The sequence below is a fragment of the Chthonomonas calidirosea T49 genome (genome assembly GCF_000427095.1).
GTDB classification, from domain to species: domain Bacteria; phylum Armatimonadota; class Chthonomonadetes; order Chthonomonadales; family Chthonomonadaceae; genus Chthonomonas; species Chthonomonas calidirosea.
Genome location: NC_021487.1, coordinates 2462399 through 2485667, shown reverse-complemented (window position 1 = coordinate 2485667; position 23269 = coordinate 2462399). Strand labels below are relative to the sequence as shown.

The 23269-nt window shown below is 54.7% G+C and carries 24 protein-coding genes; 5 read left to right on the top strand and 19 right to left on the bottom strand.

Translation table 11 applies throughout. From position 1 onward, the window contains the following. Positions 1-35 precede the first annotated feature (35 nt). The 4 genes from CCALI_RS10395 to CCALI_RS10380 all read right to left on the bottom strand — a co-directional run bounded on the left by CCALI_RS10395 (position 36) and on the right by CCALI_RS10380 (position 4045). A complete protein-coding gene (locus tag CCALI_RS10395; RefSeq protein WP_016483443.1) occupies positions 36-1742 on the bottom strand; it encodes a CRTAC1 family protein in 1707 nt (568 codons plus the stop codon). Next, positions 1739-2572 (bottom strand): tetratricopeptide repeat protein, encoded by an 834-nt coding sequence (locus tag CCALI_RS10390; RefSeq protein ID WP_044949129.1) that lies wholly within the window; start codon positions 2570-2572, stop codon positions 1739-1741. Before CCALI_RS10390 ends, CCALI_RS10395 begins: the two co-directional genes overlap by 4 nt. Positions 2573-2853: 281 nt before the next feature. Beyond that, a complete protein-coding gene (locus CCALI_RS10385) occupies positions 2854-3105 on the bottom strand; it encodes a hypothetical protein (protein ID WP_016483441.1) in 252 nt (83 codons plus the stop codon). Positions 3106-3199: 94 nt separating this feature from the next. After that, a complete protein-coding gene (locus CCALI_RS10380) occupies positions 3200-4045 on the bottom strand; it encodes a prepilin-type N-terminal cleavage/methylation domain-containing protein (RefSeq protein ID WP_016483440.1) in 846 nt (281 codons plus the stop codon). Between the two features lie 505 nt (positions 4046-4550). On the opposite strand from CCALI_RS10380, the gene CCALI_RS10370 reads away from it, so the two are divergent. Continuing rightward, positions 4551-6098: a HEAT repeat domain-containing protein gene (locus CCALI_RS10370; RefSeq protein ID WP_016483439.1), complete on the top strand. Its 1548-nt coding sequence runs from the start codon at positions 4551-4553 to the stop codon at positions 6096-6098. A gap of 61 nt (positions 6099-6159) precedes the next feature. Here CCALI_RS10370 and CCALI_RS10365 read toward each other — a convergent pair whose 3' ends face one another. The 4 genes from CCALI_RS10365 to CCALI_RS10355 form a co-directional block, all read right to left on the bottom strand. Beyond that, positions 6160-7122, bottom strand: coding sequence for a DNA glycosylase (locus CCALI_RS10365; protein WP_016483438.1), 963 nt, complete (start codon positions 7120-7122; stop codon positions 6160-6162). A gap of 7 nt (positions 7123-7129) precedes the next feature. Next, positions 7130-8875: a glycoside hydrolase family 57 protein gene (locus CCALI_RS10360; RefSeq protein WP_016483437.1), complete on the bottom strand. Its 1746-nt coding sequence runs from the start codon at positions 8873-8875 to the stop codon at positions 7130-7132. 78 nt (positions 8876-8953) lie between these two features. Then, the gene (locus tag CCALI_RS16190) at positions 8954-9130 is read right to left on the bottom strand and encodes a hypothetical protein (RefSeq protein ID WP_016483436.1); all 177 of its coding nucleotides are present in this window, start codon (positions 9128-9130) and stop codon (positions 8954-8956) included. 129 nt (positions 9131-9259) lie between these two features. Continuing rightward, positions 9260-9961 carry a TapB family protein gene (locus tag CCALI_RS10355; protein WP_016483435.1) on the bottom strand — a complete coding sequence of 234 codons (702 nt, stop codon included), beginning with the start codon at positions 9959-9961 and terminating at the stop codon, positions 9260-9262. Between the two features lie 361 nt (positions 9962-10322). On the opposite strand from CCALI_RS10355, the gene CCALI_RS10350 reads away from it, so the two are divergent. The 4 genes from CCALI_RS10350 (at position 10323) to greA (ending at position 13438) form a co-directional block, all read left to right on the top strand. After that, positions 10323-10718 carry a DUF2089 domain-containing protein gene (locus CCALI_RS10350; protein ID WP_016483434.1) on the top strand — a complete coding sequence of 132 codons (396 nt, stop codon included), beginning with the start codon at positions 10323-10325 and terminating at the stop codon, positions 10716-10718. 34 nt (positions 10719-10752) lie between these two features. After that, entirely contained in the window at positions 10753-12189 is a 1437-nt protein-coding gene (locus CCALI_RS10345; RefSeq protein WP_016483433.1) for a DUF4097 family beta strand repeat-containing protein, read from the top strand. 15 nt (positions 12190-12204) lie between these two features. Continuing rightward, positions 12205-12777: an SHOCT-like domain-containing protein gene (locus CCALI_RS10340; RefSeq protein ID WP_016483432.1), complete on the top strand. Its 573-nt coding sequence runs from the start codon at positions 12205-12207 to the stop codon at positions 12775-12777. Between the two features lie 187 nt (positions 12778-12964). Further along, positions 12965-13438: a transcription elongation factor GreA gene (gene greA, locus CCALI_RS10335; protein WP_016483431.1), complete on the top strand. Its 474-nt coding sequence runs from the start codon at positions 12965-12967 to the stop codon at positions 13436-13438. Between the two features lie 51 nt (positions 13439-13489). Here the strand turns inward: greA and CCALI_RS10330 are convergent, their stop codons facing one another. The 11 genes from CCALI_RS10330 to ispE all read right to left on the bottom strand — a co-directional run bounded on the left by CCALI_RS10330 (position 13490) and on the right by ispE (position 23178). Further along, the gene (locus CCALI_RS10330) at positions 13490-13978 is read right to left on the bottom strand and encodes a flagellar basal body-associated FliL family protein (RefSeq protein WP_016483430.1); all 489 of its coding nucleotides are present in this window, start codon (positions 13976-13978) and stop codon (positions 13490-13492) included. 25 nt (positions 13979-14003) lie between these two features. Beyond that, positions 14004-14906 (bottom strand): flagellar motor protein MotB, encoded by a 903-nt coding sequence (locus tag CCALI_RS10325; RefSeq protein WP_016483429.1) that lies wholly within the window; start codon positions 14904-14906, stop codon positions 14004-14006. Further along, complete coding sequence (locus CCALI_RS10320) at positions 14903-15685, bottom strand: flagellar motor protein (protein WP_016483428.1); 783 nt, start codon at positions 15683-15685, stop codon at positions 14903-14905. Before CCALI_RS10320 ends, CCALI_RS10325 begins: the two co-directional genes overlap by 4 nt. A gap of 33 nt (positions 15686-15718) precedes the next feature. Beyond that, the gene (locus tag CCALI_RS10315) at positions 15719-15976 is read right to left on the bottom strand and encodes a flagellar FlbD family protein (RefSeq protein ID WP_016483427.1); all 258 of its coding nucleotides are present in this window, start codon (positions 15974-15976) and stop codon (positions 15719-15721) included. 68 nt (positions 15977-16044) lie between these two features. After that, positions 16045-18183: a flagellar hook protein FlgE gene (locus CCALI_RS10310; RefSeq protein WP_016483426.1), complete on the bottom strand. Its 2139-nt coding sequence runs from the start codon at positions 18181-18183 to the stop codon at positions 16045-16047. A 143-nt stretch (positions 18184-18326) separates the two neighbouring features. Further along, complete coding sequence (locus CCALI_RS10305; RefSeq protein WP_016483425.1) at positions 18327-18758, bottom strand: TIGR02530 family flagellar biosynthesis protein; 432 nt, start codon at positions 18756-18758, stop codon at positions 18327-18329. Between the two features lie 9 nt (positions 18759-18767). Continuing rightward, positions 18768-19184, bottom strand: a complete 417-nt coding sequence (locus tag CCALI_RS10300; protein WP_016483424.1) for a flagellar hook assembly protein FlgD — start codon at positions 19182-19184, stop codon at positions 18768-18770. A gap of 33 nt (positions 19185-19217) precedes the next feature. Further along, complete coding sequence (locus CCALI_RS10295) at positions 19218-21296, bottom strand: flagellar hook-length control protein FliK (protein WP_016483423.1); 2079 nt, start codon at positions 21294-21296, stop codon at positions 19218-19220. A 219-nt stretch (positions 21297-21515) separates the two neighbouring features. Next, positions 21516-22004: a hypothetical protein gene (locus CCALI_RS10290; RefSeq protein WP_052572398.1), complete on the bottom strand. Its 489-nt coding sequence runs from the start codon at positions 22002-22004 to the stop codon at positions 21516-21518. Next, on the bottom strand, positions 21998-22267 hold the full coding sequence (locus tag CCALI_RS15320; RefSeq protein WP_052572395.1) for an NTP transferase domain-containing protein: 270 nt from the start codon (positions 22265-22267) through the stop codon (positions 21998-22000). Before CCALI_RS15320 ends, CCALI_RS10290 begins: the two co-directional genes overlap by 7 nt. Beyond that, a complete protein-coding gene (gene ispE, locus CCALI_RS10285) occupies positions 22255-23178 on the bottom strand; it encodes a 4-(cytidine 5'-diphospho)-2-C-methyl-D-erythritol kinase (RefSeq protein WP_016483422.1) in 924 nt (307 codons plus the stop codon). The genes CCALI_RS15320 and ispE overlap by 13 nt, the downstream gene beginning before the upstream one ends. Positions 23179-23269 lie beyond the last annotated feature (91 nt).

The window sequence follows — 23269 nt, the reverse complement described above, 5'->3', positions numbered from 1 at the left end:
TACCCTTGTGTGCTGCACATATCTCTTTTATTTTTCTAAAATAACGGCTCTAAGGTTTTTGTTTCGCGATGGATGCGGTACAGCTTGTCGGCAGGCAGCTTATAAAACAGATGCTTCTGTCCGTTAGGCCAAAAAATGTGTACGGTATCCACGGTCGTCGCTTGGCCTAAACCAAAATGGACATCCGGCTCATTTGTGGAGAGATAGCTACCACCCGCCCGCACCTCTGCGATCCGCCTGCCTATTTTAGACTCAATGACAACTTTTGTACCGATCGCATAGGCCTCTTTCGCCCCCTCCACGCAGCGGAAGCGAATCCAATGGTTAGCAGAAGGCCCCTCGTTGTGAAGCAGAAGAGCTCCCCCTTCTTCATCCACAACAAGGAGGTCAAGCAGTCCATCGTTATCATAGTCCCCTACGGCAATGCCTCTACCCACGATACGCCGCGTAAAATCGGGGCCGGCCAGCGCGCTGATATCCACGAAATGGGCTCCATCGAGATTTCGAAACAGTTGGGCGCTTTGCCGATACGTTTGAGCCGGATCTACCTTTTCGATCTGGCTTTCCACATGACCGTTCGTAAAAACGATATCGAGGAGGCCATCATTATCGAAATCTACAAAGACGGCTCCGAAGGCAAGAGGCAATAAGGAAGCCGCCCCGATGCCACTTGGATAGGATTGATTGGTAAAGAGGTTATGCCCTTCGTTATGAAACAGGCTCTTCGGCTTTTGGGCGTAGTTTGCCACGAGAAGATCGAAACGTCCGTCATTATCATAGTCACCCCAATCAATACCCATCCCTGACTGCAGGGAGGCGTCAGCGCCGTAAGCCGTCCCAGAGGCCACCGCAATGTTGGTGAAGCGTCCGTCTCCTAGATTTAAGAAAAGGTCGGCAGGCTCAAGATCGTTGGCCAGATAGAGATCGGGAAGCCCATCGTTATTGAAATCACAAAACAGACATCCCAAAGTATTGCCATGGGATATCACACCGGACTGTTCTGTGATATCTACAAAATGCCCGTTACCGTCATGACGAAAAAGCGCTCCGCGCTCGCTCGGATAACTGTCCGGCGTGCAAGCCATCATGACAGGGGAACCATCAATACCTCTATAGGAGCAAAGCTGTTTGCTGTAGGGAGTAAAGCGCACATAGCGACCTATGTAGACGCAAAGATGGCCGCTGCCATCTATATCGGCCCAAGCGGCACTGGTGCTCCAATCATAAGGACCATGCGCCTCTAACCCCGACCCCGATGTTACATCGCGGAACTTTTTACCGCTCTCGTTATGGTAAAGCGCAAGCGTGCCATAGCCGGTAAGCAAAATATCCGGATAGCCGTCACGGTCGTAGTCTGCTACGGAACAACCCAAAAAATGGGCATGAGGAGGTGGCGTGGGAAGTACTGTTTCTGTGACCTCTGTAAACCGTCCATTCCCTAAGTTACGATAAAGTCGAGGGCGTTGGCTACTAACGAGTAGAACGTCGAGATGACCATCGCGGTCGTAATCTAAAAAAGCGCATCCATGCCCAATAGCTTCAAGGGCATTCACCTGCGTAAGGCTCGTATGCCCAAGTGCAAAGTCTATGCCAGCTTCCGCAGCCACGTCGCGAAAGAGAAAACGCTGGCTAGTTTTCACCGCTCTAGGAATGGGATCACGTCTACATCCATCGCTTAAACTTCCCAGAACGGCGCCCAAGAAAATTCCCAATGCCTCACGGCGGGCAATATCGCGACTCAATGCCCCATTCCTACCGGAGGAGCTGTCTCATCGGCCCCCTCCGTCTGCAACAGCTGCTGATAGGTTTTTGCTGCTTTTTCGGCCGCTTGTGCGTTGCCCACTGCGGCATAGGCCTGGGAAAGCAGCACGTAGGCGGTTGTCCGCTTCGGGTTGGCCCTTATGGCCTCTTGGAGAGATTTTATGGCTAATAAATATCGCCTTTGCAACAGGTAAATGTGTCCGCGAGTTTCGCAAGCAATGGCGTTATGTGCGGGATCAGCAATCTGCTGGATGAGAGATAGGTCATTCGCTAGCCCCGAGGGAGAAGAATCAAGCAGCATATTCGCGTTGGCCAACCCGATCAGAGCATCAGGAGCATGAGGCTGAAGTTGCAATGCTTTGGTAAAAGCCTGTTGGGCGATCGCGAGCTGCCCTTGTACAAGGGCGATATTGCCAAAATCGATCTGCGCTCGTGCATCCTTTGGGTTTAAAGCGGTTGCGCGCTGTAAGGCCGCATAGCCTGCAGCATAGAGCTTACGTTTGGTTTCGAGCACCCCGAGCTGTCGCCATGCGACCTCATCGTTTGGAGCTAGCTTGGTGGCTTCCATATAGGCATGAATCGCCGCTAGAGGCTCATGGCGCCGCTCGTAAACTTCCCCTAGAAGATGCCAAACAAGGGCATTTCGCGGATCACAGCGGACGGCCTGTTCAAAATTCACCTGCGCAATCGCATCACGATGCTGCTGTAGGGCAAGTGCCCCTAAGCCAATATAGGGACGGGCATCGTGTGGCCATCGCTGTGCTGCATCAGCAAAAACCTGCATGGCTTCGTTGGGGTGGTTGTGCAACATAAGTGCATTTCCCCATGCGATCTGTGCCGTCGGATCATTAGGGTGGGCACGCGCATAAAGGCCTACTGTAGCTAGGTCCTTAGAGATCGGAGGCATCGAATGCCTGTACAAATACGAACGGAGGTAGATCGCACCTATTAAGGCTATTAAAAGAGCGCCAAATAGCAGTAGTCGCCTACCCGTGCTCAGGGTCATGGACAGTCCTAAAACAGGGAGGTGTAGAGATTAACAATCTCTACTACCTGCAGTATTAACCCCAAACCTTTTAAAAACGGGGCGAGCTACTGATTGGCATTCTGGATGGTTCCACCCTGTGGAGTTCCAAAAGCCCCTGCACCGGATTCAGGAGCGTTCGGATTTACTCCGGCTTTATGCTCTTTCATCCACTGTACTTTCGGAAAAGAGTTTGGGTCAACATGGACGCTTTTAACGACCTGAGGTTGATTCTTACGATAGGCATAGACCATGAAGCCTGCCGCTGCAAGGATCAGCACTACCGCTAAGATCAGCAGATTTCTATCCCGCGTAGACATACGTTTTCCTCCGAAATATTCCTGTTTTTTGTTCTCCCTACCGCCAGGCGTTGGTTAAATAGTCGGCAGGTAGGGAGAACAGGCGCGTATCTATTTAGTTCGTATTATATTGATCGCTCCACGCCATCATGTTAGGTGGCTGCTGGTTCCACAGACCGGTTGTAGGATTTACGTTCCACAGACGGGAAGCCGGCATCGCCTTTACATGGCCGTCGAGAAAGCCGAAATCAGAGATTCCGTTATGGCCTCCTATAGAGAAAAGCCAGTTATAGCCATCTCCACATACATCTCCGATACTTAAAGCTTTCGGATAGACGGGAAAAACAAGCAGGTCTCCCATATTGTAGCGCGTTGTGGCGTAAAAACGGGAATAGTTATTTGGATTCCACCAGGGGAACATAATGATGGTGCTTCCCGGTTTGGGAACTCCAGCTAGCGTTAAAGAAGACCAGTCTGATCCATCCGACTCAAAACGATATCCGAAGACTCCAAAACCTAAGAGGGGTTGGTCAGGGTCGTAGCGTGTAAATCCATAGCTAATATCGTAGCCTACTCCTATCCCTGGGGCACCATCGCAGTCGTCACGCTGGTAGGAGTCGGACGGATCGGCCCAAATACTCGACTTCCGCTCCGGCCCCCAAGGCACGCCCGCTTTGATATAGGGGTCTATCTCGTCATTAATTCCATCACCCTCCGCATCAGAGTTAATGTTTCCATCCCAGTGCACCGGGCCCACCTGTCCCAACGGTAACATCTCATCATAATCTTGCGTGTAAGCAAGGATAGCGAGCAGTATCTGTTTCTGATTGGATATATCTACCGTTTGCCGCGCCTTATCTCTCGCCTGGGAAAAGACAGGGAACAGGATTGCTGCCAGTATCGCTATTATAGCGATAACGACAAGCAACTCAATGAGCGTGAAAGCGTTTTTACGATTCATCTGTTGTTTTTCCTCCGAAGCCACTGAATCAAGCTGCTGTGTGTCTTAGACACCTTCTTTCTCTCTTTGCCGATGTAGAGAGGAACCTCTACAAACAGAAAAACTGCCGGAACCTACCCCATTGTATACGGAAAAGGAACCGGCAGCTGCGCCAGAGTGCTGAAGGAAACCGTTTGTAGAACGGATTGGATTATACCCGAAAACGTTTTTGCCGTCCACACGCAGTTTCCCCCACTACCTCAATTTCTCCAAACAGAGATCTGCTTGGCCTTCCTTTAGGAAAGGATGCTTTTATTATAACACGAAAACCTCAAAAGTGCAACTTTTTTATCGCTTCTCGCCAGATTCCTGTCATATTACACAAAGGAACACAAGAACAAATGACAAATCTCCTCCGTTCCTATTTTTGAGGAACGTGTAGAGGGGCAGGAAATGGGCGAATTCAGGTAGAATGCTTGAAGTAACATCTATCCTTTAAAGAGTTGCTCTTGGGGAGCGTGGGAACGTGATACAGAAATATCTGAACTATCTTATTTTTGGCGGAATCGTTCTCGTGGTTGTGGGCCTAGCCGCTCTGCATAGCCACCACATGCATCAACTGCTCTACAATCTCACACACGGGACGCCGGCTCAGCGCGCCGCTGCGGCCAAGGAGCTGATCGCCGAAGAGCAGTTCTCCGACACCATCGCCGGCGAAACGAAGGAGATGCGCGCCCAAGCCGCCATTGCCCTTGCCGATCTCGGCAACGCCGACGCCGTGAAACAGGCCGTACAGATGCTGAAAGATCAGGATAAGATCGTGCGCGATCAGGCCCTACGTACCCTGAAACAGATCGGTGCAGCCTCTGCAGATAACATTAAAGCCCTTGTGGATGGCCTAAGCGATAGCGACATCAACGTGCGTCAGGGCGTTATCCGTGCCCTCACCGACCCGGACGGCATAGGGCCACGCCAAAACCCCGACGTGGTGCAGGCCCTCGTGAACGAACTGAAATCGAGCAGTGACGCCCGCGGCCCCGTAGGTGACGTGCTAAGCAGTAAAGCGTTCGACCCCGCGGCCAACAATCGCAGTGTTCCCGCGCTGATGGCTCTCCTCGATGATAAAGATGATGGGGTAAAGATCGGCGCTGCCAACGCGCTTGGGAAAATAGGGGACCCACATGCCGTGCCTAAGCTTATCGCCGTACTTCAGAACCCAGCCACCACTACGCAAGTGCGCACCGCCGTCATCGCCGCCATTGGGCTTATCGCCGATCCCTCCAGTGAGCCGGTACTTGCCCAAGCGGTACTTGACCCTTCGGTCGATTCAGAGGCTCGCGCTCAGGCCGCCGCCGGTTTAGGGCGCATCGCAACGCCGCATGCCATCTCCACGCTTCTCAAAACGCTTACCGATTACGACCTCAACTTACGAACGGCGGCCATCTCCGCCCTCTCCGTGGCAGCCCGCCCAGGAGAAGATAGCCCTCCAAACCATGCGGTTGTACAGCAACTTATCCAGGCCCTGGCCAATCCCCAAAAAGAGATACGCCTCGGCGTTGCCCAGGCGCTCATTCCCGTGCACGATCCGGAAACCGATCCCAGCCTTGCTCGGTTGCTACAAACCGATACACAGGATGCAGACGTGCGTGCCGCCGCCGCCAAAGCCCTAGGTTTTCCTGGAAATCGAGGTGGCATCGCGCCCCTCGTGGCCGCCTTAAACGACCCCAGCGGAACCGTCGCTGAGGCCGCTACACAAGCGCTTGGGCAGATCGGCCCTGCAGCCGCCCCTACGCTGATCTCCCTGCTGGCAAAAGGCGGCACAACCGCCTACTACGCCTCCACCGCTCTGGGTGATCTGCTAGGGTCGGATTATGGTCATGAAATTCTTATGCAGCTTGCAACGGCGCTGAAGAGCGCCAACCCCACCCTGCAACGATGGGCTGCCGTCGCGCTCGGAAACACCGATTTGGCTGGCGCCAAGGACATCCTAGAGCAGCTGGCCAAAAGCTCCGATGCAGATGTGGCCTACGTGGCTCAACAGCAGCTGAATCGCTTCGAGCAAGCGCAGCAGTGACCATGAGGAAGCCGAAGAGAGTGGACTACCAAAATTCCACGGCGCAGATCCAGGCTATTCCCTAAAACCTTCTCTGCCTTGAGCTCTCTTTGTCTGGCCTTCTATATAGACCCGCTTCCGCATAAAAAAGGGTCTGCTGCGCCCAACCCGCCATAGGCCCAAAGCGCTCGCGGAAGGCTTCAGCAACTGCCTTGTAGAGCCGCGGCGTTAACGAGCGGCCTTCAAAATGCGGAAGAAAGAGACGAACGCCCAGCCGGTAGATATGCCTATCCACCGGCACTGCTTCCCATTTGTCGAGGGCGAATAGGCAGACACAATCCGCCACCTTTGGCCCAACGCCAGGAAACTCCAGTAAGGCTTCATGAGCCTCCGCATAGGGCACATCTCTTAGCGCCCTCAACCACCCCTGCGGTTTCTGTAGCAGCTTCTGTGCCGTTTTAATCACAAAAGGGGCCCGATAGCCCCACAGGCCAGCCCGCAAATCCCTCTCATCCGCCGCGGAAAGCGCGCTTACCGAAGGGAAAGCAAAGAGGGTCGCGGGCTTATCGAGACCGGTGCAGATACGAGCCCCATAGCGCTCGGCCAGATAGCGTACGCTCCGCTCGATCTTGGTCACCGTGTTGGTTGTGGCGCATAGAAAGGCAAAAAGACACTCCTCCGGCGGTTGTCGTAAAACCCGTAGCCCGGCAAAAGCGCGAAAAACCTCGGCGAGGCGTGGCTCGGCGAAGCTCCAACGGCAGTAGAGCGATTCGAGGTCGGTGCGAAGCTGAAGGTAGTCCTCCACCACCTCCCATAAGTCCGGCTCAGGGAACGTTTGCCAATAAAGATCGCCGTAAGGCTCCCCATCGGGCTGCCATAAGGCCACACCAACCGACTCTATAGTGCCCCACCAAACCCCGTTGGCATCCCGACACCATCGAAAACTCTGGCCGGTGCGCAAGGTAGCTTCCAAATGGAGAGGCGATTTGCTGCAGTCGAATCGTCTCCAGGCGATGCGTGAGTTGTGCGTTGTTACCTGCCGCAAACTTTCTCTACTCCTCCCTCTCGGCCGCAGGGAACTCGACGGCAGCCCACCATTTCGGGTTCAGCTGAGCAAAACACCGGTCGCGCTCTTCCGCCTCCCCAAGAAGGTTCCAATCGTCAACGGGAATACTCTCTTGCGCGGCAACGCGTTGAACGAGAGAGGCTAGATGCAAAAAGCGAGAATAGTGGTAATTGACCCTCTGCTCGGCATAGTCACGGCTGGTAAAGGTGCTGATGTTGAACTGCCAGTCCGACGATTCGAGCAGCAGCAGCTCACGCGCTGCCTGTCGAAGAATGGTTTGTACCTGCTCCACATCTCCATAGGTTTGCGCCAGTTCTATCATTAGCCGTTCGGCCTCATAGACCTTTTCCCACGTCCACGCTGTCCACTCGTTCAGCCATATCCAGTGATAGCCTCCTTCGCCCCACGAGCCTTCGGGTAGCGCCACTACCGTCTTGGGAGGGTACTTCTCCAAGTAGGCGTCGCATGTGATCGGCTCTACATGGGGGTGCATGTGCAGCTGTTTCAAGGCATGATAGAGAAACTCCGGCCCCTCGAACCACCAGTGCCCAAACAGTTCGGTGTCGTACATCGCCACCACAACGGGGGGCTGGTCCCCTTCCGTCGTTGCAGATACCACCGTCTGGTACACCAGCTGAGCGAAGTGCTTGGCATGATCATGTACACGGCCCATCGCCAAATAAGGCTCATAGAGCTGTTTAGCCCCCAAATCGTCCTTAGGCCAAGAGACCCGCCAATAGCGTAGGTTGCCCGGATAGTGCTTTTTGTGAAACTCTAGGTAGAACTCATCCCCAGGGTAGCCGTGAGCGCCGCTCCAAACCTGCATGCCGGTTTTTGGATCGCGCGCAAAGCAAGCCACCGGCTGCATAGGCAGTCCACTGCTGTTGACCAAGTAGGGTGCATAGGGCGTGCGATCGGCCCGTTCTGGGTTGTACTCTCGTTGAAACTGCGCCCACAGCTCTTGCAATCCCTTGAAACGTTCCGCATAGACGCCAAGTGTCTGCCCCCCTCGCAGAAGATGGGCATCCACCAAGAAATAGCGAAGGTCGCTCTCCGCTAAGAACTCTTCAATACCTTTTCGCAACTGCGGTCGCGGGCTACGATAGACCTCTATAGGCGGGTTCCAGGCGTAGCGCGGGCGATAGGCACACTCCGGCAACCAAAACCCGCGTGGGTCGCGCCCGAAACGCTCCTTATAGGAGACCACACCCAAACGAATCTGTGCCTGCACGCTGTTATCGGTGAGCAAAAGAGGCAGATAGCCGTGGGTAGCCGCGCTGGTTAGTATCTCAATATGCCCTTCATCCTGAAGCCTCCGAAAGGCACCAATGAGGTCACCTTTGTAGATATCCAGGAAAGCCTCGAGCTTTTGCTGATAGTAGTCCTCCCAAAAATGGGCCAGGCCACGCATGTGGGTATTGCCCTCATAGCGAAACTGCCGCTGGTTTTCGCGTGCTGCCTCTATTCTCTGCTGGAGATAGCCCACAAAATCGCGTTGGAACGTCTCATCGGCAAGCTGCTCCACGAGAATGGGGGTAAACCCTAGGGTGATCTTGGGCGAGATGCCTTCAGAGACAAGACGGAAGAGCATGTCGAGAAGTGGCAGATAGGTTTCGGCGGTGACCTCCGACAGCCAATCGGTTCCGTGAGGTGACCGCCCGTGGTCGAGCACATAGGGGATATGGGAATGAAGGACGAGGGCGAAATAGCCCTGTTTGCGCGGTTTCGGCATGTAGCAAGGCTCCAGATAGGAGAAAGCCTGTCCTCCTCTCACAGAGGACAGGCCGACTCAACAACGTTCCAAACCACGCTAGGCCACGAGGCCTGCTTCCGCACAGCATTTGCGGAACATCTGCACTTTACCGCTAGGGGTCAACTGTCGTACCATTTCGGGTTTGCGACCGCAGAAGCGACAAACCTGCTGTTGGGCTTTCGACTCTAAGCGTGCGGCAACGTTGGTTTTGGACGTATCTTTCTTCTTTGCCATACGAAATAGGCCCTCCCTTCAGATCTCTCACAAAGAGGCGTCAGGAATATTATACCCTAATCTTATGCGAGAAAGAGGCCTTCTAAGTTCCGCAAAAGCGCCCGATCTCTCCATTGGGAACGGCATTTTTTAGGAGATGGGTACATTGGTAGAGCTGAGCACCCCGTTCAGCGTCATCGTGTACGTATTTCCATCGCTGCCGACGAGAGTAACCGTTGCAGACATTTTAATGGGCGCAGCTCCCATTTCAGGTGCGTACCAGAGCGTTCCATTCGTGTTGGTGGATGTGCTAGTGTTCTCACTAGAGTTGACCTTCCAACAGGCGAAGGTGCCTATCGGGGTGGACACGTTCTCGGCGCCGACAACGCTAAAGATAAATACTTCGGATACGCCGGAACTGGTGGTCGTTTGCTGATCGAGTGAGAGCGTATTGCTCCATGTAGCCGGCAGATCGATGATAGGTAGGTTGTAGGTCGCCAGGGCTCCGTTTTGAATTTCGGCTAAATTGATGACGTTCCCACTTGCATCGCTGCTGTCGATGAACTGAAGATTGACGGCAATGCTTTGGCCATTGCTCAGGTTCAAATTATACGCGTAATTGGCTATCAGCACATTTACACCACTGTAGTTGGTTTGGCTATACCCCGCAACCAAACTGTCCGTGAAGCTATAGCTTACATTCGTTCCGACGCCCCACAGCTTTCCGGACAACGTGTAGTTGTAGGTATCTCCAGACCTAGGCGATCGAAGGTGTGTGGCGGGAGTGACTCCTCCGGAACCGGAACCTCCCGAATTGGACCCACCACGGAATAGAAGGGGCCGCTCCTCCACCTCCGCATCCCACCAACAGCGTTGCGCCGAGCGCTAGCATCAGCAGCACATTCACAGTTCGCATTCTCGTTCAATCTCCTTCTGCTAGATATAGATAGGCGTTTTATATGAAGCTGACCTCGATAATTGAACAAAATAAGTGGCTTCTATCTAAATCAATACTTTTCAGGCTGAAAAAGTGGAAACCTGTAAAAAACGGCATCGCAGCGCTGCCGCATTCTATACAGAGGATATGGAAGTGAACGAACTTCAGAACTTTCAATCTTCAGCTGAGAAATTTTCATATAAAGATAATCATTGGATTGACTTTTTTTGAAACCGGATGTAGAATAGCTCCGTAATCCTCTGGTAAGGAGGGGGAATGGCGAGTCTGCTTACTCGTTGCCCTGTTTGTGGCAACAGCTTACACGTAGCTGAGCTGCACTGCCCTCAGTGTCAAACCAGTGTGCGGGGAACGTTCGACAGCTGCCGGTTCTGCCGGCTTGCCGAAGAGCATTTGCGCTTCATTGAAACCTTCCTGCGCTGTGAGGGCAACTTAAGCCGCGTAGAGCGGGAGTTGGGTATCTCCTACCCCACAGTGCGCAATCGTCTTCAGAGTGCCCTCGTCGCGTTAGGGCTTCAGGGAAGAGATTCCGTTTCAGAAGACTCGTCCTCCACGGCGAGCGTTCGTGCACAGCGCCTTGAGATACTCGAGGCTTTAGCAAACGGTGAGATAGACGCCGCAGAGGCGGCAGAAGCGTTACGCCAACTCATTTAGGGGCGACCAAAGCCCCTTAGAAAGGAGCCTTAAGATGGATGAGAATGTCATGCGGGTTCTAGAGCTTCTGCAGGAGGGCAAAATTACGGCACAAGAGGCCGAAATGCTGATCGCCGCCTTGCGCGGCGGCAGCAAAACAGCCACCTCCTCGGAGACCTCCAAAGAATCCCAAACAAAAAGCGAGCAGAAAGCCGAAGAGAAGCAAACGAGCTCCGCTCACTCTCCTTTCGCCGGCCTTAGCGACCTCGGCGAGCGCATCTCGAAAGCGATCAGCAAAGTGGATGTAGATAAGATCGTCGAGCGCGTTCAGGAGCAGCTGCGTTTGGCCACAAAAAGCGGCGGCCGTTTCTCCTCCACGTTCGTCGCACGCATGCGCACCTGGACGAAACTAGGGACACTGCGGCCGGAGAACGAGAGCAATCTGCCAGAACGCACAGAAACACAGCAACAGGAGTTCTACTTGGCATCCGGGGCGAATGTGTCTGTTGACAACCCTCTTGGCGATGTGAAGATCACAGGTGTTGCGGATGCGCCCGCAAAGGTGGTGGTGAAAAGCACGGTTTGGGCCCCCAACGAAATCGAGATCAAAAATCGGCTAGAGCGCATCGAGACGGAGATCAGCGGCACCGACTCTCGCCTCGAAATACGCATAGAAGCCCCTGAGGACTTCGATCAGGGCACAGTGGACCTTGAAATCACCGTTCCGCGTGCGCTGGGGATGACCCATGTGAAAACGCGTTTTGGTAAAGTGGAGATAGCGCACGTGGATGGGACCGTTGAGGTTGTCACAGACTCCGGCTCTGTATCCCTCGAAGACATCGGAGGCAACGTGCGCGTACAAACCAACTCGGACTCCATTCACCTCAAACAGATTCGTGGTACGGCCTCGGCGGCCACGAAGAGCGGTAATATTGAGGCCTCCGATATCGCGCGCGGCCTCGTGGCCAACACGGCAAGCGGTGATATACGCGCGAAAGCCATTGAAGGCGAACGGCTTGAATGCAAGTCGGTCTCTGGCGATGTGCGTGTGGAAGAGGTGGGCACGAAAAGCCCGATGGAGATCGTCTGTGAATCGATTAGCGGCCAGGTTTACCTCAGCAACGTTCACGGACAGATAACCCTTAAGATCGTCTCTGGCAACATCTTCGCAAACGTGGGTCGCACCGAGAGATTTCAAGCGCAGTCGGTAAGCGGCGATATTTCGGTGGATTTTCAAACACCGTTCTCCGGAGCGCTTCAGGCCAGCACCGTTTCCGGCGATGTGGACATCGGCCTACCCCCAGAGAGCCATCTGCGCGTCACTTTAGGAACCATCTCCGGAACCCTCCGTTGCGAACATGATGCTCGTGAGGTAACTGCCACCGGAACCCTCTGGACAGGAACCCTTGGCGAGGGCACCGGGACCCTCAACGTCCAAACCACGTCGGGCGATGTGCACATCACCCGCGTTCAGCACACAAGCCCAGTATAGGGAGGATTTTTAGCGATGCCTGAGACGGAGAAAGAGCGCATTCTACGGCTTATTGCCGAGGGGGTGCTCACGCCCGAGGAGGGCGCCCGTATGATCGAGGCCCTCCAGCGGGCGCAGCAGGCACAACCAGCGGCATCAAGCACGCCCGAGCCTTCTAGAGAAAAGCCAAAAACCAATGAGCGCCAAAACTTTCAGAAAGTGGAGATACCTCGCCCCGATGGGACGCACGAAACGATAGAGGTGCCACCAGCCTTGGTGCCGGCCGTTATGAAGGTGATCGGAGCCTACATGAAAGAATCGGCCAGAAGCGCCGCAAGAGATGCCTGGGGCGGCTTTAGGGTGATGGCAAGTCGCAGTTTAAACGAAATGAAGTCTAACCTGCGCTCTCGCTTCAGCGGTTCACCTAACAAGGCCGCGTCGCTCAACACGCCCTCTCCAGAAGAGATTCAGAGGAGGGAAGAGCGACTACGCCTTTTACAGATGGTGGAATCGGGCCGATTGAAGGCGGAAGAGGCCGAGCGCATCTTTGAGCAACTCGATGCGCTCCATCAAGAAAAACGTGGTGTTTCGTCTGGCCAAACACACTAGATATTGTGCCGCGGCGACACCAGACAAGCAAAATCCCTCTCATAAAACGAGTAAGAGGGAGATCAAGTTGACACAGCGCCGCAACTAGGGTATTTTAATAAGCAGCGAATACGCCGAGGCGTTTCGCTCTTTTTGTGCGCCAAAAGACCAACGACTCCCGTAAGCGTCAGGGGTGTAGAGGAAGTCCATGCCTAAAGACGAGGTCATTCTAACCGTAGAGAGCAAAAAAAAGCTTGAGGAAGAGCTTCATCGTCTACGCACCGTGGAACGAGCGCGCATTGCTGAGGCCATACGTAAAGCACGCTCCTACGGCGATCTCTCAGAAAATTTCGAGTATCAAGCGGCACGCAGAGAACAGGCCATTCTCAACGGCAAGATCGCCGAGATTGAGGCGATGTTGGAGCGGGCAAAAGTGATAGAAGTCGAGGAAAAAGGATGGATAGACGTTGGCTCTAAGGTGACACTCGTAGACGCGAGCGGCAAGCAGATTGAGTACGTGATTGTAGATGCAAACTCGGCCGATCCGCTCAATCGTCGTATCTCCTACGACTCCCCCATTGGTCAAGCGCTACTTAAACGCAAGGCCGGAGAACAGGTAGAGGTTCGCCTGCCGAACGGGCGCACTGTTGTCTACATGATTGAAGATGTCAGTTATTCCTAACCGTTTGCCTGCCGTCAGAGCAAGGCGGCAGGCAAACGGTTCAGCCGAAATCTACTGGGTGGCGAACGAAGTGAAATAGACAGCCGCTACATCTTGCCCACTTAAAGCCTCGTTCACTTTTTCCTGAATCTCCTTCTTGAGGGCCTCTTTTGCCCCCTCCTTTGAAACATCGGCCAGCGTTTTGTGGCTGAGAACTGTGATAATGGCATCCCGAATGGGGGCGGTTTTGTCCTTGGCCTCGTCTTGCGAAATGTTTTGGGTCATGCCGAGTGTGATGCCCGCTTTCAGATAGTGGTCATCACTTCCACTAAGGTTCACCAAAAAGTCATCTAGCGGCAGATAGTAGGAGACCTTCAACTCTTTTTTGGTCTCATTCTTTGCTGCACCTTTCTTGCCACCCATCATATGAAAGACCAGCAGGGCAACCACCAACACGGCTACCAATCCACCGAACAGCAAAAGAGGACGCTTCGATCTCTTTTTTGGCGCCTCCTCTACCTGTTCAACCGCTTGTTGACGCATTTCTGGTTTCGCTACCATAACGTACATTCTCCTCAAACAGTTTTTAAGGCTCCGCTATACGGCCCTCGTCCTGATTCGTTGTCTCCACATTACTATTCTCGGAAGGAACCGCTCCCGTATCCGCCGCGCGCGACGGGGCCGCAGGCTGGATCGGAAGCCCATTAGAGGGAGCAGTAGAGACCTTACTGTTGTCGTCCGTAATGCGGGCGATCTCTTGTTGACGCTGCATTTCGGCTTCCGCCTCTTGCTGCGTGCGCAACAGCACGATCTCCACCCGCCGGTTGCGCGCTCGATGCTGGGGCGTATCGTTAGGATAGAGAGGGCGCGTATCGGCATAGCCGGCAGCCGAGAACCGCCGTATGGGCAATCCCTCCTGCGAGATCAGATCGCGCACCACCGCCCCAGCCCGCGCGGCAGAAAGCTCCCAGTTCGAGGCAAACTGCAGGGTATGAATGGGCCGATCGTCGGTATGGCCTTCAACCACCACATCGTTTGGCAGCACCCGTAACAGCCCCGCGATCTGGTGTAGCAGCGGCAGGCTCTGAGGCTGCAAGGTGGCCTGCCCGCTTTTGAAGAGCAAACCGTCGGTAAGCACGCTGATCACGATGCCACGACGGTCGTTGCTCATATGGATGGCTCCCTCCAAATGATGTTGTTCCACATACTGCCGTAATTTTTGCAAGGACTGCATGTACTGCTGGTAGGTTCTCTCTGCAGCTAAATCGGTGCCGATACCGACCCCTTTTGCCGCCTTATCGCCGTCGAACCCCTGTCGTACAGAGATCGCCATCTGCTGAAACTTGCCTCGGCTCATCACCGACATTGAATAGAGCATAAGGAAGAAAGCCATCAGCAGGGTGATCATGTCGGCATAAGTAAGCAGCCATCGCTCTAAATTTTCTCGATGTTCGGGTTGCCCTCGGCCTCGCAACCAGGTGCGATTCATCGTCGTGCTCCTGCAAGGGCACCCTGACCGCGAAGCCGTGGGGCCAAGTAGGCTTTTAGTTTCTCCTCAACAAGACGCGGATTATCGCCCGCCTGAATAGAAAGAATGCCTTCTAGCATCACCTCTCGCGCAAGCGCCTCCTCCGATGAACGGGTACGCAACTTGTTGGCGATTGGCAAAAAGATTAAATTGGCGCTGGAAACACCATAGAGTGTGGCGATGAAAGCGCCCGCAATAAGCGGCCCCATCTTTCCCGGGTCGCTGAGGTTGGCCAACATGTGAATAAGCCCCATAACGGTACCGATGATCCCTAATGTAGGAGCAAAGCCGCCAAGGGTAATGAAGATCGACTCGCCAGAACGATGGCGTGCCTGCAAAAGCTGTATCTCCGTCTCCAAAACCCCTCGAAGAAGCTCGGGGTCCGTACCATCAATGGCGAGGCGTAGGCCGCGTTTTAGGAACGGGTCATGAAGGCGCCGGCTCTCCTCCTCCAGTGAAAGCAGACCATCGCGGCGCGCCTTCTCGGCCAAACGCACCAACTGCCGAATAACGTCCGGTAGCTCCAGCGTTTTCTCTCGAAACGCGATGGAAAGAATGCTTGGCACTTCCATGAGCTGATTCATTCGAAAACTGATCACGGCGGCTCCAATGGTCCCACCAAAAACCAGCAGCGCGGCGGGGAGATTGATCATCACCCTTAGCTCGCCCCCCTCCATGAGCAGAGCGCCTAACAACGCCCCCCATGCTAAAACGAGTCCGATAACGGTTGCAAGGTCCATGCTGCTTTCTTAACTCCCTTTCGTGTCGAAACCTTAGCGAGGCGAAATCACGGTTTCGTCTTTCTCCTCCTGCTCGGTTTCCGGCTGGACGATCCCTGCGCGCAGAAGCAGCGGTCCAACCTCCTGCCGATAGGCAAGAATTTTGCGACGTACCTCCTCTGGCGTTTCTAAAACGAGCACCTTACGCCCGCTTACCATCGAGATAACGGTATCGGGTGTGCTTTCAACGAACTCGATGAGGTCGGCATTGATGTAGAGTTCGGTATGGTTAAAACGGGTCACTTGTATCATGCTTTACTCCTCAAAGGGGCTCGACAAGCTCGTGCTTGTCGAAACCCCTTATGTCTTGGTTAGAGAATCTAGCCGCCCTGTTTCAGGTTGATAACATCCTGAAGCAGGTTATCTACGGTGGTGACGATGCGCGTGTTGGCTTGGAAGCCCCTCTCCGCGATGATCAGGTTCGTGAACTCTGTGGAGAGGTCTACGTTGGACATCTCTAAGAAGCCCACGTTGATCTGACCCCGCCCGCCCTGGTTGGGCATCCCTACTTGCGCCAAGCCAGAGTTGCTGGAGGCCGAGTAGAGGTTTTGTCCCTGTTTCGTCAGACCGCCTGGGTTCGAGAAGATGGCGGTTGCAATCTGCCCCAAAACGCGCGTCTGTCCGTTGGAGAAGACTCCGGTAATGGTGCCGTCCTGTGCAATGGAGAAGCTTTGAAGCACTCCCATTGGCGCCCCATCCTGAGAGGTGGCCGCCACGCTGGAGTTACCGGCGATCTGGGTAAGATTACTGAAGTTGATGCTTACACTAAATGGTGCGGCTCCGTTGGTCGGCGTGATATTGATCGTTTGGTTATTTGTATCAATCAGGTTGCCAGAGGAGTCGAAAAAGAGCGCCTGATTGCCAGCGCTGGTGCTGCTCGAGATGACCTGCCCGTTCTCCGTGGCTGTCCACTCCCACCGTGCCGCAGCGTTTGACGGGGCACCGGAACCAACGAGCGCTCGCGTAAAGTTGAACGTGATGAGGTGGCTCATCCCCAAGCTATCGTAGACCTGCACAGCCGTTGACCAAGACGGCTGACTACCGGTGCGGCCATCTGCAGCTCCGGTGGTGTTCGTTGTAGAGAGCTTGCTGAGATCCACGGTAAGCGGCATACCAGCCACCACTTGGGCTCCCGTGTTGTTGGGCCCGTAGGTTCCGGGCGCGCTGCTTAACTGGATGGTGTTGCCTAAAACAGCTCCGGTCGTGGTGTTGGCCAGCACAAAGCCCTGGCCAGGGATATAGTAGGCTTTCGATTCGTTGTTACCTGCCACCGTACTATCATAGAGCGTGGTGCCCGTCGTCAGGTTTTTGATCTGCACATCATAGGCCGCCGTCGCTCCGGTGGGTACATTCGGACCGGTGGGGTTGTAGGTAGGGTTCAGAAAAGTTGTCTGAATCTGGTAGGCGTTGCCCGCCGAATCGTAAACCGTGGTCGTGATAGGTGCCGGTGGGTTATCCAGATTCATATTGCCAGAAAGGCTCATGAGGGTCGAGGTGATCTTGGTTGGGGTATTCTGACCGTTCGCACTGGCCGATACGTTAGAGGAATCGGTAAGACCGCTGAAATCCACCGTGATCGGGAAGTTGGGCGCTCCTCCACTACCGATAACGTTAAGTACTTGGGAGGAACCTAGAACCGCCCCAGAGCTATTGGCGAAAACGAACTTGCCTCCAACGGCATAGATCGTCGCGTTGGTCGTAGCCCCATCCAAAGTCAGAGCTACCTTCCAGGACTGTGTGGCCCCTGCGGGGACTCCGGCTCCGGTCGGGTTGAACACGGGATTGGAGAAGGCAACCTGCAGGGTGTGAGCATTGCCCAGTGAGTCGTAGATGGTGGTGTTGATGGCAGGGGGCGTTTGAGAGACGTCTAAATTCCCTGTGAGCTTAGCTGTCGTGGACTGCAGCGAAGAGGAAGCGTCCAGATTTCCCTGGAAGGTAGCCTCCGTCGTCTGTTTCACAGCGGTAAGTGTGCCTACCGGTATCTTGATAACGCTGTTTGCGGTGATGGGTTGGGTGGTATCTACTTTGCCGTTCGCATCGGCCTGATACCCTAATAACTTCACTCCGTTCGCCGGGTTCACCAATTCGCCGGCGCTATCGAGGTCGAACGAACCGTCTCGTGTGTAGTAGACGGTGCTTCCATCTCCGACGAGAAAGTAGCCTGAACCTTGAATGGCGAGATCGGTGTTCTTCCCTGTTGTTTCAAGATTTCCTTGTGTCTGTAACGTGTCTACCGAGCCCAGCATGACACCGAGTCCCACTTGGGCGGGATTTTGGCCGCCTACATTGGCTCCTGGACTGGCTGCATCACGAATGGTTTGAGAGAGCTGATCCTCAAAGGTGACGCGACCGGCCTTGTAACCTACCGTGTTGATGTTGGCGATGTTGTTGCCGATGACGTCAAGATCGGTTTGGTGGACTTGAAGTCCGCTTACGCCTGAAAACATAGCTTGAAGCATCTTGCTATAGAACCTCCTGTTGTTGGTGAAATAGATGCGCTAAGCGCTTTTTTTTCACGATATAGCTCCCCTCTATCGTTCGGGGAGAGTGTTTCAGGCCTCCGCGGTGTCCATCCACGGTCCGGCCTGATTGCTGCGGCTCTCTAAGCGATAACCGCACTATCTATATTGGTGAACACGTTCTCCTTGAGGTGATCGCGGTCCACCACGGTGACCACCGTGCGATTTTTAATGCTTACTACCATGGCCATATTGTCCATGAGAATAAGCGCATCACGTGCTCCCTTTCCCTCTGCGCGCTGCACCGCATTTTGCAACCGTTCCACATGCTGAGCTTCCAAAGTGATCTGCCGCGAATGCATCCGGGTCTGGGCGTGAGCCGAAAAACGCAATCCAGGCACTTCAGGTGCTCCGCTGGAACGCGTGGGCTCAAGCGGTGCGATCCCCTGTTGCGCGCGAAGAAGATCGGCAAAGGAGGGTTGCTGCGACGTCCTCTGTTTGGTAGCACTCTCCTGAGGTCTGTCGGGAGCACCAACTCCCTGTCCTACGGGCAGAACGCGAATGGGTTCAGACATAACGGCACCTCAAGAGACCTGTGTTATCTCATCGAGTGTTACCGATGTGTTGTTATCTAACGTCAGTGAGACCTTACTGCCGTTCCAGCTTACACCAACCACCTTGCCGCTAACCATCTGCGGGCTATTGTTGGTACTTACTAAAGCCTGAACCGTGTGCCCAAGCAGACTGATCGCCTGCTGCTGTGTTTGCGAGTTCAACAGATTGTTAACACCCTCCACGGTTGAGAACTGGGCAAGCTGAGCTAGCATCTGGTTCTCATCCACTGGCTGTGTCGGGTCCTGGTTGGACAGCTGGGTCGTAAGCATTTGCAGAAAGTCCTGCTCGCTAACCTGCTGGTTGTTCTGAACCTGTTGCACGGCAGCGCCGATTTGAGTTGCGACGCTGTTGGTCGTGCTACTATTGGTTGTTGGGCTAATAGCCATTTTCGTCTGATCTCCTAAACCTTAAGGTCGTTGTTACGCTAAAAAGTTAAGGCGAGATGTACCTACGAACAGCGCCGTGGAAAGGCCAAGCTTTTCGTCCGTACCGACATCTTCCATCGGCTCGATGGACGACATGACATTCTCACGGCCTGCAGAAGCGTAGCTCCCCCCTGAATAACCGCTTGCCTGATGCTGCATCTGCAATGAGCCGCCGAACGGAGCTGGATTCTGCTGGCCCGTGCTACCGGCGCTTATCTCTAGCGAGTGCACCTTTAGGCCCTGCGCTTCGAGAGCGGCATGCAGTCGGTGCTGTTCGTCCATGAGGGCGCGCTGCACCTGACTTGTTTCCGCAACTAGATGCGCCGTTACCCCTTGCGCACCGCTGCTGAGCGCTATGCGCAGTGTGCCAAGTTCGGGTGGGCTTAGCCGCAACGTGATCTCGCCACGGCCTAACATCGAGCGAGCGGCCTCGAGATGCTGCACCACCTGCTGAGCTACCTGAACGCGATCGAGTATGCCCTGCGAAAGCCCAACGGCATTCGGTGAGGAGAAAGCTGCCGAGCCTAGCACGTTGTTGGGCTGGCTTTGTTGCGGCGCTGGGATGGTCACGCTTGCATGGGGCCACGGTTGCTGCGCGGCGTTTCCATCTGTCGAGTTGCTGCTGTCTGCGCTGGCGCTTGTGCTTTGCGAATTAGGCGATGCATCCACAGATGGCACCGTTGTCTGCACATCGGCGACGTTCTCATGCGCTGTCACGATAGAGGTCGGTTTTGTCAGTGCCTCTGTGGAGAGCAGGTTCGGGTCTGCCGCACCTCCCACGATCTCATGCGGTGCAGGCGCGTTTAACCCTTCCGTCGAATTGTTTTTCGGTGTGGAGGTTTTGGCCATTTCAAAGCCGACGCCCTTCCCCTCAAGGCCGACGCCCTCCCCCTCAAGGCCAATGCTGGGGTGCCCAGAAAATCGTACGACTTGCTGAGGTAGAGAGCCCTTTCCCAACACGGTGCTGCGAAGAAGCCCCTCTTGCAGCGTTTGTGCGGGATGCGATGCCTCTATCCCATATATCGCCTGAGCTGCCTTAGGCTGCTCTGTACTCTGTGTAGCAATTTCTACACCTGGTTGCGCACCAGGTACGCTCTGCAACACGCTCGCCGTAGGCGACGAGTCGGTGTCGTTTCCTTCTGCTGCAACCTGATGCAACTGCGCGGACACGCCGATCTGCTTTGCGGCGACGTTCTGCGCGTTCCCGTCGAAGACCGCCGTCGTCGCCATGATAACTTGCGCTTGAGAACCTGCGATACTCGATGTCACATTGCTGCCAGCAGCAACCTTCACGTTGACCGGTGCCTCAGAAGAGCTCGTTGGAGCCGGTATAGCAACGCTCTCCGCCCCATTCACAGCGCTTAGAGGCACATAACCTTTAGCTTCAGAAGCCGCTGCTAGTGGAGCCGATGCGATCGCTGAAGACACAGCGGCAGGCCCTCCTACAGACGCTTCCTTTAGCGCCGGCGCGGGTGAGGTGGGCCTTGCAGGGGTCTTATCAAGGACGGAGGGAATCTCCTGACCTGATGCTACCGAGGTCATACGTAGACCCTGATCGCCTATGCCGTGCGTTTGAGGTAGGTTGGGTATCATGGAGAAGGACGTTGGCCTTGTACCAACAGCTTCTGCCTCGGTGTTTGGGTTCGTTGCGTCCGAAGAGGTGCCACCCAACACCGCGGGTGGCGAAAGAGCCTGCACGACAGCCGTCACTGCCAACACCTGATCTGTTACTTGATCCGGTGCGGCAGAAGTCGCTGCACCTGGTTTTGCAGGCCCCCGCTTTGTAACGCCTTGCTGGGCCGGCTCGGTCGCATCTTCAGCGGCTTGTGCCTCCACACTTGGCTTGGAGGAATCGGCCTGGGCAGGCGTCAGCAGCTGCGTTTTTTCTGTGCCCTGTTTCGGTGTGCCTTGGTCTGTGTCGGCACCTTGCGGCAAAGCCTCTTGAAGGTGGTCGGCAAAGGATGGAACGTCTGCCGAATCGCCGTTGGGGCTCGCGGCTTTTGGAACCGCTGCGGCGCTCTGTTGTGGCAGCGAGGGTAGAATGGTTACCACGATGGTATCACCTCCTTTCATCGTAAATATTCCCTCGCTTCTATTGTTGGCGTTCTCGGCGCGATTCTGCACGAATTTTTACGGGGTAGGGAGATCGGTCCTTGGAGTGGAATCGTTGAGACCAGCCTGCGGCTTGTAAATGAGATAGTAACTGTTGGAGAGTGGTTAGTGGATGCCGCTTAGTGGATAGGGATCAATAAGGGCAGCACTATTTTCCATTCACTGTGCCCGGTCTCTCTTTTATCGCACCTTAAGAGCGCGAAAATCTTCGGGCCTGTCAAGATCGGTCGCTAATTCGGGGTATTCCGAACGTAGTGCGCGGGCTGGACTGCCGAGCAGGTTAGAAACGCGCGCTTCCAACCACGCTATGGTTAGAAGTGACGGAAAGAGGGTCTGCGAAAGAAGCAGTCGGAGCAAGGCGGAAGCACCCAGCAGTTTCGCCAAGCGAAGAGGACTTTTTCGGGCAGCATAGGCCGATGCGATTCGTGCTTGTTGCTTGAGAAGTGCCTTAGGCGCAATAAGAGCTAGGTTGCCGCCGGTAAAAACACCCTCACTTAGTCGTAAGGACGTACGATGTATCTGTGGAAATCGCTCGTAGCAGAGAGAAACCGGTACAACGGGCCAAATAAAACCAGCATGTTCGCGCTTTGCAAGCTGCAGAGAATCCTCCATAAACCGCAACACAACATTTCCGGTAAGAAAGGGGAGATCGCATGTAGAGATCAGCACAAAAGGCTCTTCGTTAAAGAAAGACAGCCCAGCAAAAGGTTCGCCACAAAATCGCCGTGATCGGGCAGAACGTGGTAGGACAAACTCGTAGGCATATCCCCCACAACGCAGATAGACGTTGCACCGGCCTCTTGCATCGCCTCTACCACATGCGCCAACAGGGTTTTGCCGCCGACAACGGCAAGGGCACGATGCGGGCCGCCTATCGCCGCTTGCAGTTCCGGCTTGGCCTTACCGCCCGCCAAAATAACTACAGGGAGCATTCTTCCTCCGCAAGGCGTAGTTGCTGGAAACGTTCGCGCGTTAAGGTGTGTGTAACGTAGACGTGGGAGTAGCGTTTGCCGAGCAGCTCGGCACCATGTAGGGCGGCGCGTTGATCGGAGAAAACGCCGTAGAGAGCGGAACCACTGCCGCAAAGATGAGTTTGGAGAGCCCCTGCCATCCGTATTTCATCCGCGAGCCAGGCCAGTTGCGGGTAGGCCTCAAAAACCACTTGCTCAAAGTCATTGCACTGAAAGGCCATCACGCGTTCAAAATCCCCATGAAGAATCGCCTCCTCCATACGCTTTGTAGCTCGGTGAGAACGGCGATCCGGCCTAGCATCGAGTGCTTCATAAGCCCATCTCGTAGAGATGCCGATATCTGGCTTGACAATAACTAACCAAAAGGGCGGGATATCGGGAAGGGGGGTAAGCTGCTCACCGCGTCCTCGGGCCACCACAGTACCCCCTAACAGAAAAAAGGGCACATCGGATCCCAGTGCCTGAGCGCATTCAAGAAGCTCTTGTGGACTGAGTGAAAGTCGAAAAAAATGCTGCATCGCCCATAAGGTCGCCGCCGCATCGCTGCTGCCACCCCCTAAACCGGCTTGAGAGGGCACTCGTTTTTGCAAATGCAGCGATAAACCGCTAGGAAGGGGATACTCCTTCTGTGCAGCGCGCTCCCAAAGGAGATGCGCCGCCCGAACAACCAAATTGCTCGAATCGGCCGGAACATCTATCTGATCGGGTGCCTCACACATGAAGTGAATGCCGGGCACTTCCGAGGGCGACAACGCAAGTAGGTCATGCAGTGCAATGCTCTGCATGACAGTGGCAAGCGAATGATAGCCATCGGCCCGCTTGCTGAATACATCGAGCGTAAGATTGATTTTAGCAAAACAGCGTATCTTCATGCATAAATGTGCGCGCGGAGGAAGCGCGCCCTCCCACGTTGTTAAGTAGAGGCGCAGGGCCCTGTGCTCCTACCCTCGCACCCGTTTGGCT